At 68.8% G+C, this 15080-nt stretch carries 16 protein-coding genes and 1 pseudogene; 9 read left to right on the top strand and 8 right to left on the bottom strand.

Features of this window, described 5'->3' with window-relative positions; genetic code table 11:
* Positions 1 to 19 precede the first annotated feature (19 nt).
* The 3 genes and pseudogenes from ACWIDW_RS06190 to ACWIDW_RS06180 all read left to right on the top strand — a co-directional run.
* Complete coding sequence (locus ACWIDW_RS06190) at positions 20 to 1333, top strand: glutamyl-tRNA reductase (protein WP_454123805.1); 1314 nt, start codon at positions 20 to 22, stop codon at positions 1331 to 1333.
* A gap of 39 nt (positions 1334 to 1372) precedes the next feature.
* Positions 1373 to 2284: an oxygenase MpaB family protein gene (locus ACWIDW_RS06185; protein ID WP_454123803.1), complete on the top strand. Its 912-nt coding sequence runs from the start codon at positions 1373 to 1375 to the stop codon at positions 2282 to 2284.
* A 51-nt stretch (positions 2285 to 2335) separates the two neighbouring features.
* A pseudogene (locus ACWIDW_RS06180) lies at positions 2336 to 2431 on the top strand (HhH-GPD-type base excision DNA repair protein); the annotation flags it as partial.
* Positions 2432 to 2573: 142 nt separating this feature from the next.
* On the opposite strand, the gene ACWIDW_RS06175 reads toward ACWIDW_RS06180, so the two are convergent.
* Together ACWIDW_RS06175 and ACWIDW_RS06170 are read right to left on the bottom strand one after the other, a co-directional pair.
* A complete protein-coding gene (locus tag ACWIDW_RS06175; RefSeq protein ID WP_454123802.1) occupies positions 2574 to 2786 on the bottom strand; it encodes a hypothetical protein in 213 nt (70 codons plus the stop codon).
* Positions 2787 to 3035 carry an ArsR/SmtB family transcription factor gene (locus tag ACWIDW_RS06170; protein WP_454123800.1) on the bottom strand — a complete coding sequence of 83 codons (249 nt, stop codon included), beginning with the start codon at positions 3033 to 3035 and terminating at the stop codon, positions 2787 to 2789. It lies immediately after the preceding gene.
* A 175-nt stretch (positions 3036 to 3210) separates the two neighbouring features.
* Between ACWIDW_RS06170 and ACWIDW_RS06165 the strand changes: the two genes are divergently transcribed.
* Positions 3211 to 3783, top strand: a complete 573-nt coding sequence (locus ACWIDW_RS06165) for an HhH-GPD-type base excision DNA repair protein (RefSeq protein ID WP_454123799.1) — start codon at positions 3211 to 3213, stop codon at positions 3781 to 3783.
* Complete coding sequence (locus ACWIDW_RS06160; protein ID WP_454123798.1) at positions 3780 to 4205, top strand: DUF1801 domain-containing protein; 426 nt, start codon at positions 3780 to 3782, stop codon at positions 4203 to 4205. The genes ACWIDW_RS06165 and ACWIDW_RS06160 overlap by 4 nt, the downstream gene beginning before the upstream one ends.
* A 31-nt stretch (positions 4206 to 4236) precedes the next feature.
* Here the strand turns inward: ACWIDW_RS06160 and ACWIDW_RS06155 are convergent, their stop codons facing one another.
* Together ACWIDW_RS06155 and ACWIDW_RS06150 are read right to left on the bottom strand one after the other, a co-directional pair.
* Positions 4237 to 4887: a hypothetical protein gene (locus tag ACWIDW_RS06155; protein ID WP_454123797.1), complete on the bottom strand. Its 651-nt coding sequence runs from the start codon at positions 4885 to 4887 to the stop codon at positions 4237 to 4239.
* Between the two features lie 34 nt (positions 4888 to 4921).
* Complete coding sequence (locus ACWIDW_RS06150) at positions 4922 to 5395, bottom strand: adenylyltransferase/cytidyltransferase family protein (RefSeq protein ID WP_313354457.1); 474 nt, start codon at positions 5393 to 5395, stop codon at positions 4922 to 4924.
* Positions 5396 to 5562: 167 nt separating this feature from the next.
* On the opposite strand from ACWIDW_RS06150, the gene ACWIDW_RS06145 reads away from it, so the two are divergent.
* Together ACWIDW_RS06145 and ACWIDW_RS06140 are read left to right on the top strand one after the other, a co-directional pair.
* Entirely contained in the window at positions 5563 to 6864 is a 1302-nt protein-coding gene (locus ACWIDW_RS06145; protein ID WP_454123794.1) for a glycoside hydrolase 5 family protein, read from the top strand.
* A 34-nt stretch (positions 6865 to 6898) separates the two neighbouring features.
* Complete coding sequence (locus tag ACWIDW_RS06140) at positions 6899 to 9985, top strand: alpha-mannosidase (protein ID WP_454123793.1); 3087 nt, start codon at positions 6899 to 6901, stop codon at positions 9983 to 9985.
* 434 nt (positions 9986 to 10419) lie between these two features.
* Here ACWIDW_RS06140 and ACWIDW_RS06135 read toward each other — a convergent pair whose 3' ends face one another.
* Entirely contained in the window at positions 10420 to 11091 is a 672-nt protein-coding gene (locus tag ACWIDW_RS06135; RefSeq protein WP_454123791.1) for a hypothetical protein, read from the bottom strand.
* A 91-nt stretch (positions 11092 to 11182) separates the two neighbouring features.
* A complete protein-coding gene (locus tag ACWIDW_RS06130; protein WP_454123789.1) occupies positions 11183 to 12568 on the bottom strand; it encodes a glycine--tRNA ligase in 1386 nt (461 codons plus the stop codon).
* Between the two features lie 110 nt (positions 12569 to 12678).
* Between ACWIDW_RS06130 and ACWIDW_RS06125 the strand changes: the two genes are divergently transcribed.
* Positions 12679 to 13095: a VOC family protein gene (locus ACWIDW_RS06125; protein WP_454123787.1), complete on the top strand. Its 417-nt coding sequence runs from the start codon at positions 12679 to 12681 to the stop codon at positions 13093 to 13095.
* On the opposite strand, the gene ACWIDW_RS06120 is transcribed toward ACWIDW_RS06125, so the two are convergent.
* Together ACWIDW_RS06120 and ACWIDW_RS06115 are read right to left on the bottom strand one after the other, a co-directional pair.
* On the bottom strand, positions 13085 to 13774 hold the full coding sequence (locus tag ACWIDW_RS06120) for a GNAT family N-acetyltransferase (RefSeq protein WP_454123786.1): 690 nt from the start codon (positions 13772 to 13774) through the stop codon (positions 13085 to 13087). The two genes, ACWIDW_RS06125 and ACWIDW_RS06120, sit on opposite strands and share 11 nt — an antisense overlap.
* Before the next feature lie 59 nt (positions 13775 to 13833).
* Complete coding sequence (locus tag ACWIDW_RS06115) at positions 13834 to 14208, bottom strand: DUF4870 domain-containing protein (RefSeq protein WP_454123785.1); 375 nt, start codon at positions 14206 to 14208, stop codon at positions 13834 to 13836.
* A gap of 44 nt (positions 14209 to 14252) precedes the next feature.
* Between ACWIDW_RS06115 and ACWIDW_RS06110 the strand changes: the two genes are divergently transcribed.
* Positions 14253 to 15041 carry a TspO/MBR family protein gene (locus ACWIDW_RS06110; RefSeq protein WP_454123784.1) on the top strand — a complete coding sequence of 263 codons (789 nt, stop codon included), beginning with the start codon at positions 14253 to 14255 and terminating at the stop codon, positions 15039 to 15041.
* Positions 15042 to 15080: the final 39 nt, after the last annotated feature.

Raw genomic sequence — 15080 nt, 5'->3', positions numbered from 1 at the left:
CGGCACGTACACTTGCGGGGTGCTGATCTGCGTGACGGCGAGCCACAAGACCGCCTCTTTCGAACTGCTCGAACGCCTCAGCCGCCAGCCCGAGACCGTGGCCCCCAGCCTGATGGCTGCGGGCGCGCAGGGAGCCGTCGTGCTCGCCACCTGCAACCGATTCGAAGCCTATGTCGAGGCCGAGGAGACGGTCCCGGCGGCGGTCATCGAGACGGTCGCGCAGGCCACCGGCATCCCCTCCGCCGACCTCGACGACGCATGCCGGGTGATCGAGCACCCGCACGTCGCCGAGCATCTGTTCGCCGTCGCATCGGGTCTGGAGTCGGTCGTATCCGGTGAGGGCGAGATCGCCGGTCAGGTGCGCCGCGCTCTCAGCGGCGCGCGCGAGCAGGGCACCACGTCGCCACAGCTCGAGCGTCTGTTCCAGCGCGCCAGCCAGGCCCAGCGCAAGGTCAAGAACGTCACCGCCCTGCACCGCGCCGGCCGTTCGCTCGTGCGGCTCTCGCTCGAACTCGCCGACAGCCGCATCGCCGACTGGAGCGCCGAGCGCGTGCTGCTGGTCGGCACCGGCTCGTACGCCGCCGTCACGCTCGCCTCGCTGCGCGAGCGCGGCGCCGTCGACATCTCGGTGTACTCCCCGTCGAGTCGCGCCGTGCCGTTCGCCCAGAAGCACGGCATCCGCCCGGTCTCAGCCGCCGACTACGCGACGGTCACCCAGCGCTCGTCGCTGCTGATCACCTGCACCGCCGCCGAGATGGTTCTGGGTCCGGCGCAGTTCGAGCGGGCAGTGGGAGCGACACCCGGATGCCCTTCGGCAGGCTCAGGGACCCATTCGGCAGGCTCAGGGACCCATTCGGCAGGCTCAGGGACCCACTCGCAGCTCGTCATCGACCTCGGTATGCCGCGCAACGTCGATCCTGACGTGGCGCACCTCGATGGCGTCGCGCTGCTCGATCTCGAGACGATCCGCCTGCACGCGCCGCTCGAAGAGCTGCACGCCACCGACGCCGCCCGCGATGTGGTGCGCGAGGCGGCCGAGAGCTTCCACCTCGACGGCTCGCGCCAGAGCGTGACCCCTGCGGTCGTGGCGCTGCGCACCCACATCTTCGGTCTGCTCGAGGCGGAGATCGAGCGTGCCCGACGTCGCGGCGACGAGAACGGCCGTGTCGAACAGGCCATGCGCCATCTCGCCGGCGTTCTGCTGCACACCCCCACCACACGCGCTCACGAGCTCGCGGCCGAGGGCCGGGCCGACGAGTTCCACGCCGCGCTCGAGGCGCTGTACGGCCTGAGCGCCGATTCCGACGCGGCGTCGGCATCCGCCACCGCCTGATCGCGCGCATCACCGCCTGAGACGTGCGACGCTGAGAGCATGACGCAGCGCACATCCCTGCGAGCGCGACTGCTCACCGCACTCAGCGGCGACCCGGACGGGACGCCGAGGTGGGTGCGCGAGCTCGCTGAAGGCGACGACGAGGGCTGGTTCGCCGACGGAGGTGCCGCCTGGACTGTGCACGAAGGGATGGGCACGCTCGTCGCCGGCATCCGGGCCCTGCTGGTCCAAGCCCTGCATCCGGGGGCGATGGCGGGCGTCCACGACTTCTCGCGCTATCGCGAAGACCCCATCTCGCGCCTGAACGGCACCGTGCGGTGGGTGCTGAGCGTCACCTACGGCTCGCGCGCGCAGGCGGAGCGGGAAACGGCGCGGGTCGCTCGCCTGCACCGCCGCGTCAGCGGCGAGTACACCGCCGGGGACGGAACCGAGCGGCCGTACAGCGCGTCGTCCGCCGATCTCGTCGAATGGGTGCACCTCGCCTTCGCCGACGCGTTCCTCACCGCGCACGAGGTGTGGGGCGGGCGGATCCCCGGCGGGGCGGACGCCTATGTCACCGAATGGGCGAGCGCCGGGCGCCTGATGCACGTACCCGATCCGCCCACGAGCGCGGCCCAGCTGCGGGAGCGGCTGCAGGGATTCCTCGAGCGCGGCGAGCTGCGCGCAGACGAGCGCACCCGCGACGTGGTGGCGTTCCTGCGGCGCCCGCCGTTCACCGGAGCGATGGGCATCGCCTACCGCGTGCTGTTCGCCGCCGCCGTGGCCACCATCCCCCGCTCCTATCGCCGCATGCTGGGCGTGCGTCGCAGCATGCTTCCGGTCGTCACCGCGACCCGGATCGTGCTCGCTCTGGCCGAGCGGTTGCTGGGTTCCGGGCCGCGCGCGCAGGACTTCGCGCGCCGACGGCTGGCTCGCCTGTCCCTCGCGCGCCCTGCCGGCGAGTCCGCGTAAGCGCGGATCGGAGCCCGCGCGCGGGCTCCGCCCGCCTGCCAGACTGGAGGCATGGCCCTTCACATCACCGGAGACACCGCCGCCGACGACCTGCTCACGAACAACCCGCTGGCTCTGCTGGTCGGGATGCTGCTCGACCAGCAGGTTCGTTACCCATGTGATGACCGTCCGAGCCCTGCACCGTCACTCGCTTGCGCGGGCTGAACGCTCGGAAGCGTGGAATCCGATACCGCGGGTTCCGGGAGCATACGGCCCGAGCATCACGCGGGTCAGTTAGGCACGACCCTCACTAAGGAATATCGCTGAGCGTCTTCTCGACGGACGCGAGACGGTCATCGATGGCGTCGAGACGAGCGAGCAGCTTCTCGTTAACCGCGGCACTTTGCCTGAGCGCTTCAGTCAGTTCGGATTTGCGACCCACGATCGAGTTAGTCACTGTGATGATCACGCCCGCCGCGATGGCGACGATGACGATCCAGCCGAACCAGGGGATGTATTCCATTCACTCTTCTCCATGATCGGCCGCCACGGCGGCGGCGATGGTCTCTGCATTGATAACGAGTTCGAACGGCGTCAGGGCGAAGTATTTGAAGGCCTTGCCGTCCTCTCCCAGTTCGAGGGTTCCGGTCACGAACCCTGCTTCCTCGAGCTTGGTCAGATGCATGTACAGCAGCGGTCGGGACATCCCCATCCGTCTGGCGAGTTCGCTGACGTGGAGCCGCTCCTGGGAGAGCAGGGCGATGATGCGCATCCGCTGGCCACTCGCGATGGCCGCGAGCTTGCTACTGAGAGCGATCGCTGGGCCCGCACCCGTCACGCTTCCCCCCTCGGATTACCTGTAAGAATTAGCTTACACATGATGGTTCCTAGTATCAATGAAGCGCGAACCGCGGCGATCGACTCTCAGCAGGTGCGACACTGGACGCATGGCACTGCACATCACCGGCAACGCCGCCGCCGACGAACTCCTCACGAACAACCCGCTGGCACTCCTTCTGGGCATGCTTTTGGACCAGCAGGTGCCCATGGAGACGGCCTTCGCCGGCCCGCTCAAGATCGAGCAGCGCACCGGAGCGGTGGATGCCGCCGCGATCGCCGGGATGGATCCGGATGCCTTCCTCGAGGCGTTCAGGCAGACCCCGGCCGTGCACCGCTTCCCCGGCTCGATGGCGACCCGTGTGCAGACGCTCTGCCAGACCCTCGTCGACGAGTGGGGCGGGCATGCCGCCGCGCTCTGGACCGATGGCGACCCGGACGGCCCCGAGGTGCTCAGACGCCTGAAGAAGCTGCCCGGATTCGGCGAGCAGAAGGCGAAGATCTTCCTCGCTCTGCTCGGCAAGCAGTACGGGTTCACCGGTGAGGGGTGGCGCGAGGCATCCGCCCCCTACGGCGAGGACGGTGCGTACCGCAGCGTCGCCGACATCGTCTCGCCCGAATCGCTGACGAAGGTGCGCGAGCACAAGAAGGCGATGAAGGCGGCCGCCAAGGCGGCGAAGTGAAGCCGACCGGCGACGACGTCGCGGGACTGATCGCGCGCTCGGCTCCGGCGATCAGACGACGGGATGCCGAGACGCTGACCGCCCTGATGCAGGAGATCTCCGGTCGCGACCCCGCGACGTGGGGCACGATCATCGGCTTCGGTCAGGTGCACTACCGCTACCCGACCGGCACCGAGGGCGACACCGGCCTGCTCGCCTTCGCCCCGCGCAAGGCGGCGACGACGATCTACCTGCTCGACGGGGTCGCCGCGCACGCCGCCGAACTGGCGGCCCTCGGTCCGCACACGACAGGCGCCGGATGCCTGTACATCACAGACCTCGAACAGGTCGACCTGGATGTGCTGCGGCGCATCCTGACCCGCTCGCTCGCCTGGATCGAGGCCGGCGGCAGCGAGGCGATGCAGCTCACTGTCGTGAGCTGACGGCAAGCCCACGCAAAGCGCCCGGGGGCCGTCAGCGCTGCGAGGCGAAGACCACGGTCCCACCCGGAGCCGGACGCAGCGCCAGCACCAGAGCGACCACGCCGAGGAAGGCGACGGCAGACGCGGAGATCAGACTGATCACCGCGAAGAGCGCATCCAGCAGGGTCTGATTACTGATTGACCCGGCAGCGGCGATCAGGTTCGGGATCAGCTGCGCGAACACGATCGCACCGAGCGCCCACAGCGGCGCCCAGTTCCACGGCCTCGGCACCATCGCGATGCGGCCGATCCGCACGGCCGCGATGATCGCGAGCACGAGGCTGACCACCTCATCGGCCGTGCCCACCATCGCGGCGGTGGACAGGTAGCCCACGTCTGTCGGGGCCGCCGAGTTCACCAGCATCCACGCCACAGGAGCCACGACCAGCGACCAGACCGCCAGGGCGATGATCGCGCCGGTGCCGAGGGGGCGCCTGCCGGTCACGCTGCCGCCGCGCCCGAGCCCGATGGCGAACACGACCGCACCCGCATGGAACAGCAGCTGCGAGATGCTGAACGGCAGCCCGCTCACGGTGACCATGCCCAGACCGAGCAGCGCCGACGCCACGAACAGCACGCCACCGGTCATCCACGTGCGCCGGCGCGAGCGCGTCGTGTCGGCGGCGGCAGTCACGTCGATCATGCGGTCACCCTAGCGGCCGCGGCCGCCGACGGCCTCAGCCGCGGGCGACGCGCTCGGCTTCCTTCGCGGCGACGATCTTGCGCAGGCCGGAGCTCGAGAAGCGGTGCTCGCGGCTGTTGAAGTACAGCTCGATGCCGGCCTCTTCGCAGTAGCTGCGGCCGGTGAAGTCGCGCTCCTCGTACTCGTCGCCGACGATGCGCACATCGATCTTGAAGGAGCGCAGGATGTCTTCGAGGTCCTGCTCGGTCGAGTAGGGGACGATCTCGTCGACGTACTCGCATCCGCGCAGCTGGATGTACCGCTCGACGACCGTCTGCGTCGGGGCGTTCTTCTCGGGGCGGTCGAGCGTCGGGTCCATCTGCAGCCCGCAGATGAGGTAGTCGCACTGCCGCTTGGCCTCAGCCAGCATCATGATGTGCCCGGCGTGCAGCAGATCGAAGGTGGAGAAGGTGATCCCCACCCGCGGCCCGGGGTTGTAGTCCTGGTGCTTCTTGACGGTCTCGCTCATGGCGTCCTTCCGTATGGCTTCAGAAGATTCTATTGCGACGCGACACGGGTAAACGCGCACGCACGCCCCTCGTGGCCCCTGGGCGCCGCGCGACCGTGGGATACGCTCGTCAAGCGAGCGCCGGCACGGCGCCCACCCCCCTGAACCGCCATGAAGGAAGGACAGCGATGTCCGCCACCGCTGCGGCTTCGGCGCCGCTCCGCTTCGGGGCGAACTACACGCCCTCCACGAACTGGATGCACTCCTGGCTCTCGCTGAATCTCGACGACGTGCGGCGCGACTTCGCCGGCCTCGCTGAACTTGGCCTGGACCACGTGCGGATCTTCCCGCTGTGGACGGTGCTGCAGCCCAACCGCTCGCTGATCCGCACCGAGGCCGTGGCCGATGTGCGCTCCGTCGTAGACGTCGGAGCCGAGTTCGGTCTCGACGTGAGCGTCGATGTCATCCAGGGCCACCTGTCGAGCTTCGACTTCATCCCGTCGTGGCTGTACACGTGGCACGACAAGAACATGTTCACGCACCCCGACGCGCTCAGCGGCCAGGTCGCTCTCATCGAGCGTCTGTCCGAGGCACTCGGCGACGCGAGCAACTTCCTCGGATTCACCACGGGCAACGAGACCAACCAGTTCTCGGCCTCGGTGCATCCCTCGCCCTGGCCGGTCACAACCGCGGAGGCGGCGAACTGGATCACGGCGCTGCTCGACGCAGCCGAGTCCGCCGCGCCCGACCAGGAGCACGTGCACAGCGAATACGACGCCGCCTGGTACCTCGACGGGCACGGCTTCACGCTCGCCCTCGCCGCCCGTCTCGGTGCGATGACGACGGTGCACTCCTGGATCTTCAACGGCACCGCGCAGCGGTACGGCGGCCGCTCGGCGGCATCCGAGCGCCACGCCGAGTACATGATCGAGGTGACGCGCGCATTCGCGACCGACCCCCGGCGACGCACCTGGCTGCAGGAGGTCGGCGCCCCCTCGAACTGCCTGACCGATGAGGAGATGCCCGGCTTCCTCGAGGCGACCGTGCGAAACGCCGCGCGAACCGAGAACCTCTGGGGCGTCACCTGGTGGTGCTCACACGACGTCAGTCGCACGCTCGTCGACTTCCCCGAGCTGGAATACTCCCTCGGACTGATCGACCAGTCCGGCGCGGCCAAGCCCACCGGTCGGCGATTCGCCGAGATCATTCCCGACCTGCGCGAGCGTGGGGCGAGTGTGACCCGGCCGCTCGGCATCGTCATCGAGGTCGATGGCGATGACACCCCGATCAGCCGCGGCGCACTCGCGCCGGGTGGGCCGATCTTCGAGGCGTGGCTGCGTGCATGCGAGAGCGGGATCGATGCCGCATTCGTGACGTCGGCGCAGGCGATGGATGCCGGCTCGCTGGCATCCCGCGGGATCACCGAGCTGGTGCATCCGGATCTCTCGCAGCCGGTCGCCACCTACTCGTCGAACAACACCGTCGTCTGACCATCGCCGCGTTCCGCACCGCAGAGGAGTCTCCGTGCACGATGACAGCTCCCTCACCGTAGGACGCGTCAACCGGGTGCTCGCCGAGCGCATCCGCCCGGCCATCCATTCGGCCCGGGTGCCGCTCGAGATCGCCGTGCACCAGCTGCCCGGCGAGCCCATCGCCCCGGCCGAGGGGCTCGCCCTCGACTTCCAGCCGTTCACCGCCGGCAGCATGTGGGGCCCGGCCTGGGGCACCACCTGGTTCCGCTTGCGCGGCGAGGTGCCCGCCGAATGGGGCGGCAAGAAGCTCGAGGCGCTCATCGACCTCGGCTTCGACATCAACATGCCCGGCTTCCAGTGCGAGGCGCTCGTCTACCGCACTGACGGCACGCCGGTGAAGAGCATCAACCCCCGCAACCAGTGGGTTCCGATCGACGCCGTCGCCGGGCACACCGTCGAGCTCTTCCTCGAGGGTGCGGCGAACCCCGTGCTGCTCGACTACCACCCCTTCCTGCCCACGCAGCAGGGCGACATCCGCACATCGTCCCCCGAGCCGCTGTACCGGGTGCGTCACATGGACCTCGCGGTCTTCGAGCCCGAGGTGTTCGACCTCTCGCTCGACCTCGAGGTGCTGATCGAGCTGCAGGCCGAGCTGCCCGAGACGAGCCCGCGCCGTATGCGCATCCTCCAGGCGCTCGACAACGCCCTCGACGTGCTCGACCTGCAGCGCATCGTCGAGACGGCGAGTGACGCCCGCGCGCAGCTGACCGAGGTGCTGGCCTCGCCCGCCGACGCCAGCGCGCACCGCATCGCCGCGATCGGCCACGCGCACATCGACTCGGCCTGGCTGTGGCCGGTGCGCGAGACGATCCGCAAGGTCGCCCGCACCACGTCGTCGATGACCGCGCTGATCGACGAGCAGCCCGACTTCCTCTACGGCATGTCGAGCGCCCAGCAGTACGCGTGGATCAAGGAGCACCGCCCCGAGGTCTTCGAACGGGTGAAGGCCGCCGTCGCCGATGGCCGCTTCCTCCCTCTCGGCGGCATGTGGGTCGAATCCGACACGGTGATGCCGACCGGCGAGTCGCTGGTGCGCCAGTTCTCGCACGGCCAGCGCTTCTTCGAGCGCGAGTTCGGCATCCGGTCGAAGGGTGTCTGGCTGCCCGACAGCTTCGGCTACTCCCCCGCCCTGCCGCAGCTGATGCGCCGGGCCGGATTCGAGTGGTTCTTCACGCAGAAGATCTCGTGGAACCAGCGCAACGTCTTCCCTCACCACAGCTTCCTGTGGGAGGGCATCGACGGCTCGCGCGTGTTCACGCACTTCCCGTCGATGGACACCTACAACTCGCAGCTGTCTGGCATGGAGGTCGCGAAGGCGTCGCGCCAGTTCAAGGAGAACCGCGTCGCGACCATGTCGATCGCGCCGGTCGGCTGGGGCGACGGCGGCGGCGGCACGACCCGCGAGATGACCGGCAAGGCGTCGCGCCTGACCGATCTCGAGGGCTCGGCGAGGGTCGAATGGAAGCATCCGGATGCCTTCTTCGACGACGCCAAGGCCGAGCTGACCGACCCGGCCGTCTGGGTCGGCGAGCTGTACCTCGAGCTGCACCGCGGCACGCTCACCAGCCAGCACGCCACCAAGGCGCTGCACCGCTGGGCCGAGCAGGCGCTCATCGAGGCCGAGCTGTGGGCGGCGACCGCCGCCGTGCGGCTGGGAACGGAGTACGACTACGACGAGTTCGACCGGCTGTGGCAGCTCGTGCTGCTGCACGAGTTCCACGACATCCTGCCCGGCACGTCGATCGCGTGGGTGCATCGTGAGGCCGTCGAGGTGCTCACGAACGTGCTGTCGGATGCCGAAGACCTGTCTTCCGCGGCACGCGCCGCGCTCGCGGGCGAGGGCGAGCGCACGCTCGTGTTCACCCCGACCTCGGTCGGCGGCAAGACGGCGCTCGGCGCGGCGTTCGCGGGCGATGCTTCGACAGGCTCAGCAACCCAGGATGGGTCCCTGAGTTCCACCCCCACTGGGTCCCTGAGTTCCACTCCCACTGGGTCCCTGAGTCCCACCCCCACTGGGTCCCTGAGCCTGTCGAAGGGCCCCGACCACGCCTTCCAGCTCGAGAACGACCTCGTGCGCGTCACCGTCTCGGCCGAGGGCCTGATCACCTCGGCGATCGACAAGGCCACCGGCCGCGACGCCATCCCGGCGGGCAAGCAGGCGAATCTGTTCCAGCTGCACCAGGACTTTCCGAACATGTGGGATGCGTGGGACATCGACCGCTACTACAAGAACCGCGTCGACGACCTCACGCAGGTCTCGTCGATCGAGGCGCACACGGTCGACGGCACGGCCGTCGTGAAGGTCACTCGCGAGTTCTCGCAGTCGACGATCGAACAGACGATCATCCTGCCCGCGGGCTCTCGCACGGTGCACCTCCGCAACGAGATCGACTGGAACGAGACCGAGAAGCTGCTCAAGCTCGCGTTCCCGCTCGACGTGTTCGCGCGCGAGACGCTCGCCGAGACCCAGTTCGGATTCCAGCGCCGTGTCACGCACGTGAACACGAGCTGGGAGGCCGCGAAGTTCGAGACCTCGATGCACCGCTTCGTGCTCGCGCAGGAGGATGACGGCTTCGGCGTCGCGCTGGTGAACGACTCGATCTACGGCTACGACACCTCACGTGACGTCGACGGCGACGACGTCACCACGACCGTGCGCCTGTCACTTCTGCGTGCTCCGCGCTTCCCCGATCCCGACACCGACCACGGTCACCATCAGATCGAGGTGGGCTTGGTGATCGGAGCGGATGCCGAGATCGCCACAGCCGAGGGCATCACGTTCAACGCCCCCGCCACCCGCGTCCGCGGTGCGAACGAGGTGGAGCCGCTGGTGTCGGTGACCGGCACGGGCATCGTCGTCTCGTCGCTGAAGCTCGCCGACGACCGCTCGGGCGATGTCATCGTGCGGGTGTACGAGTCGCTCGGCCGTCGCACGACCGGCGCACTGTCGGTGGCGTTCGAGCACACCGGCATCCGCGAGGTGTCGCTGATCGAAGACGACCTCGACGACGCCCGCACCGGCGGCGAGCTCGCTCTGAAGCCGTTCGAGGTGCGCACGATGCGCATCACGCGCGCCTGACCTGATCACATTTCTCCCCTTAACGTCAGGAGAAGATTCCGCGATTCTTTCCATACGATCTCGCCGCAAGAGCGGTGATCTGTGACGGAGGCTGGATTCACATCCATCCGTCACGCGCGAAGGAGCCGCACAATGGACCGCGAGAACGACCTCATCGACACCGACGCACTGCTGCACATCGGCCGCCCCTACTGGTTCGACCGTCACCCGTCGCAGGCAGAGGGCGAAGACTTCTGATCACGCGCTGAGCTATCGAGACCCCTCCCGGGCATCCGGGAGGGGTCTCGTCGCGTGCCTGCCGACACCCCCGCCCGATCTCGGAGATCTCAGACGATCCCGCACGCCGACGGGCGTCGCGCACGGACACGCCGCATCACAGGCATCCGGTCTGACATTCCCGACGCGCGCCTCGGGCAGATGCGGTCAGCTGGCCCTCAGACCGAGTCGCCTGCGGCGAACGACGTCGACGCCCGCAAGACGACGAGAAGGCTCACGGCGCCGAGCACGACCGCCCCGATCGCCTGCACAGAGGTGATGGTGCCGTACAGGTCGGTCCAGGGGTTCATCCAGGCCATCAGCGCCCCGGCCGCGATGCCCGCTTTGATCCCTGTGCCCACGACGCTCCCCACCAGCGCGGGCAGGGCCAACCACCCCCACGGCGAGGGAACGCGTCCACCGCCACCGAGGTCCAGCCCGGCCAGGACGGCGCAGAGGATCACGGGTCCTGCGGCGAGGGCGGCCCCGCCCCACAGGATGATGTCCGAGATCACCGGGCTTTGCACATCCGACGCCAGAGGGATCACCATCACGATGCCCGACAGCAGGAGGACGACCGGTGTCATGAGCAGGAACGAGGCGCCCACCACGATGAGCGACACCCGGGGCAGCGAGCGCGTGCCGATGAGCGAGGCGTGAGGCCCCAAGCCTGCGGCCGCGACGATCGTCGCGGCGAGCGCGCTGCCCCCCAGCCAGAGATCCTGCTGGTCGATCTCGACGAGCAGGGTCGCAGCGCCGCTGATGGTCAGGATGAGGCCGACGGCGACGATCGTCCTCGTCCGAGCGACATCCCACCCGGCATCCGTCGTCTTCTGCGATTCGTGAACCATGGTCGCGACGCTACGTCGTCGGCATCGCACCCCGCCGGCGTTATCCACAGGCGACCGGTCGACGTCGACGCCCGCAGGCGCCGAACAGACCTCAGGCGCCGCGCAGGCGCTCGGCCAGGTAGGCCTCGAGGCCGTCGAGCGGCACGCGCTCCTGAGCCATCGTGTCGCGATCGCGCACCGTGACCGCGTTGTCGTCGAGCGAGTCGAAGTCGACGGTGACGCAGAACGGGGTGCCGACCTCGTCCTGGCGGCGGTAGCGGCGGCCGATGGCGCCCGCGTCGTCGAAGTCCACGGTCCACGAGCCGCGCAGCGTGTCGGCCACCTCGCGCGCGAGAGGCGAGAGGCGCTCGTTGCGCGAGAGCGGCAGCACGGCGACTTTCACGGGTGCGAGGCGCGGGTCGAGCCGGAGCACGGTGCGGGTGTCAGTGCCGCCCTTGGCGTTGGGTACCTCTTCCTCCTCGTACGCGTCGACGAGGAAGGCCATCATCGAGCGGGTCAGGCCGAACGACGGCTCGATCACGTACGGGGTGTAGCGCTCGCCCGATGCCTGGTCGAAGTACGTCAGGCTCTGACCCGACGCCGCCGTGTGGCTCGACAGGTCGTAGTCGGTGCGGTTGGCGACGCCCATCAGCTCGCCCCACTCCTTGCCGGGGAAGCCGAACTTGTACTCGAAGTCGATCGTGGCGGCCGAGTAGTGCGCGCGCTCGTCGTCGGGCACATCGAACTGGCGCATGTTCTCGGGGTCGATGCCGAGGTCGATGAACCAGTCCCAGCACGCCTGCACCCAGTGGTCGAACCACTCCTGCGCCTCGGCCGGCGGCACGAAGAACTCGATCTCCATCTGCTCGAACTCGCGCGTGCGGAAGATGAAGTTGCCGGGGGTGATCTCATTGCGGAACGCCTTGCCGACCTGACCGATGCCGAACGGCGGCTTCTTGCGCGATGCGGTCAGCACGTTCGCGAAGTTCACGAAGATGCCCTGCGCGGTCTCGGGGCGCATGAAGTGCAGGCCCGACTCATCGTCGACGACGCCGAGGTAGGTCTTCACGAGGCCTGAGAACGACTTCGGCTCGGTCCACTTGCCGCGGGTGCCGCAGTCGGGGCAGACGATGTCGGCCATGCCGTTCTCGGGCAGCCGGCCCTTCTTCGCCTCGTAGTTCTCGATGAGGTGGTCTTCGCGGTGACGCTTGTGGCACTGCAGGCACTCGACGAGCGGGTCGGTGAAAGTCGCGACGTGGCCGGATGCCTCCCACACGCGCTTGGGCAGGATGATGCTCGAGTCGAGGCCGACCATGTCGCCGCGACCGCGCACGAACGTCTGCCACCACTGCCGACGGATGTTCTCCTTCAGCTCGGTGCCGAGCGGGCCGTAGTCCCAGGCCGAACGCGAACCGCCGTAGATCTCACCCGCTTGGAACACGAACCCGCGGTGGCGGGCGAGGGCGATGACCTTGTCAAGACGGGACTGTTCGGCCACGGTGGCTCCAATGGTCGGATGCTGCGGGTGAGAAGCCCGTGAACACGGGCATCCCAATCCTACCCGCGACGACCTTCCGGCATGTCTGTGCCCGGTGGGATGCTGATGCCATGGAACAGCGTGTGAGCTTCATCACCCTCGCGGTGGCCGATGTGCCCCGCACCCGAGCGTTCTACGTCGACGGGCTGGGCTGGCAGCCGATGTTCGAGGCCGAGGAGGTGATCATGCTGCCGGTCGCCGACCGGGTGATCCTGTCGCTGTGGAGCGTCGACGGCTTCGCCTCCGAGATCGGGCAGGCGCCGGCATCCGGAATCGCGCCGATCACCCTGTCGCACAACCTCGCGACCAAAGCCGAGGTCGACGCCGTGCTCGCCGAGGCGGCGGCGCTCGGCGCGGCCGTGACGGAAGCCACCCGACGCGAATGGGGCGGGTACTCGGGCTATTTCACCGATCCCGACGGATTCCGCTGGGAGGTCGCGGTCAACCCCGGCGAGACCGGGGCGTTCGTGCTGCCGCCTACTCGGTGAACAGGTATCCGCGCTCGGTGTCGAAGCCGGCGATGCGCAGGCCGCGGCCGAGCAGCTGCTCCATCTCACCGCGCAGGCGCAGGCGCCACTCGTGCGCGGCGGCGGGGTCGCTGACGCGCATCGCCTCGACATCCGAGGGGATCTCGAGCGTGGCGACGACGGCGTCGGATGCCGGCGGCTTGGCGATGTCGGCCAGTGACCACTCGACGTCGAGGCGGTCGCTCTCGTCGCCGGCGTCGCCGCCGCCGAAGATGCCGTAGCGGTTGACCGAGTAGCCGCTGACCCGCGCGCCGAGCACGGTGAGGAAGAAGTGCGCGTTGCGGGCGACCAGCGGGTCGTACGTCCAGGTGATGCGGCCGACCTCGCGCGAGAACGCCCACTGGCGCTGGTGCTCCTTGAGCTCGCGGCCCCAGCCGCGGCCCCGGTATTCGGGCAGCAGGGCGGTGATGTGCGAGTGCATCGTGCGCCGTGCGGGCTCGCCGAAGAAGGCGATCGATGCGCCGACCATGCGCTCGTCGCCCTCGGTGTCGTCGAAGAGCCCGACGACGTAGTTGCCCGAGTGCTGCAGCGCGCGCAGCGTGCCGGCGTCGATGACGCGGTTCTCGCCGCGGATCGAATCCAGCAGCTCCTGAGCGTCGATGATCAGTTCAACGGTGTCGAGGTCTCGAATCGTGCGCACGGTGCCAGTCTGCCCCTCTCGACGCGATTGCGGAAACGCTGCGGTCACAGGCCGCCGGGTCAGCGCACGAAGCGGATGGTCATCGGGTACTCGTACGGCCAGCCGCCGTTGGCCTTCACCGCGGCGATGATGCTGAAGACGATGTTCAGCACCCAGGCGGCGAGGAGGATGAGGAATCCGACGAGCACGATGGTCAGCAGGCTGCCGACGAAGTAGGCGATGAGCAGCGTCAGCTGGAAGTTCAGGGCGTTGGCGGTGTGCGCTCGCACGAACGGCCCGCGGTCCTTCAGCACGAGGAAGCCGATCAGCGCCGGAAGGAACTGGAACAGGATGCCCCCGACGTGCACCAGCGTCGACCACATCTTCTCGTCGGACGGGCTCATCGGCTGCGGCGCGGCCGCGTAGGCTCCGGGCGGCGGGGGAACGTTGCTCATGCCGCCAGCGTACCCGGGCGTCGATCGCGAGTAGGGTCGTGGCCATGAACAGCACAGGGCGCGACATCCTGCGACAGTCGACGATCATCGCCGCCGCGGTGTTCATGATCATCGGCGCGGCCGTCGGCGGCGGCGCGTTCGGTGGCGAGCCGGTGCAGGAACTGCAGAACGGCGCGCTGTCGGCCGAGGGCTCGTATCTCGCCCCGGCCGGCCCGGCGTTCGCGATCTGGACGCTCATCTATCTCGGCCTCGCGGCGTACACGATCTGGCAGGCCCTGCCCGCACAGCGCGACAGCAGCCGACAGCGTGCGATCGGCTGGTGGGTCGCGGGCTCGATGGTGCTCAACGGCCTGTGGCTGGTGACCGCCCGCTACCTGAGCCTCGTGGCCACCGTCATCGTCATCGCCGCTCTGCTCGCCGTGCTGGCACGCATCATCGTCATGCTCGGCCGCGACCGGGCATCCGGACCGCTCGATCTGACCCTCTTCGACGGCGTGCAGGGACTGCACTTCGGCTGGGTGACGATCGCCACCGTCGCGAACACCGCCGCCTGGCTGACGCAGACGCTGCCCGCCGATCTCGGCGAGCAGGCGGATGCCTGGGGCATCGGCGTGCTCGTGGTGGTCGCCGTCATCGGCGCGGCGAGCGCACTCGTCACCCGCCGCCTCGCTCCTGCTCTCGCCACCTCGTGGGGACTGGTCTGGCTCGCGGTCGGGCGCATCGGCGGCGAACCGCAGAGCACTCCCATCGGCGTGACGGGCCTGATCGTCGCGGCGGTCATCCTCATCGCCGGGATCGTCGGCGTGCTGCGAGCGCGGCGTACGGCTCGCTGACCGCCCCGTCGCGCTGAGCGCCGAAGCGTAATCTGGAGG

It is taken from the genome of Microbacterium sp. NPDC055312 (assembly GCF_053645675.1).
The sequence above is the reverse complement of the archived record's forward strand: the minus strand, read 5'-3'. Positions and strand labels throughout refer to the sequence as shown.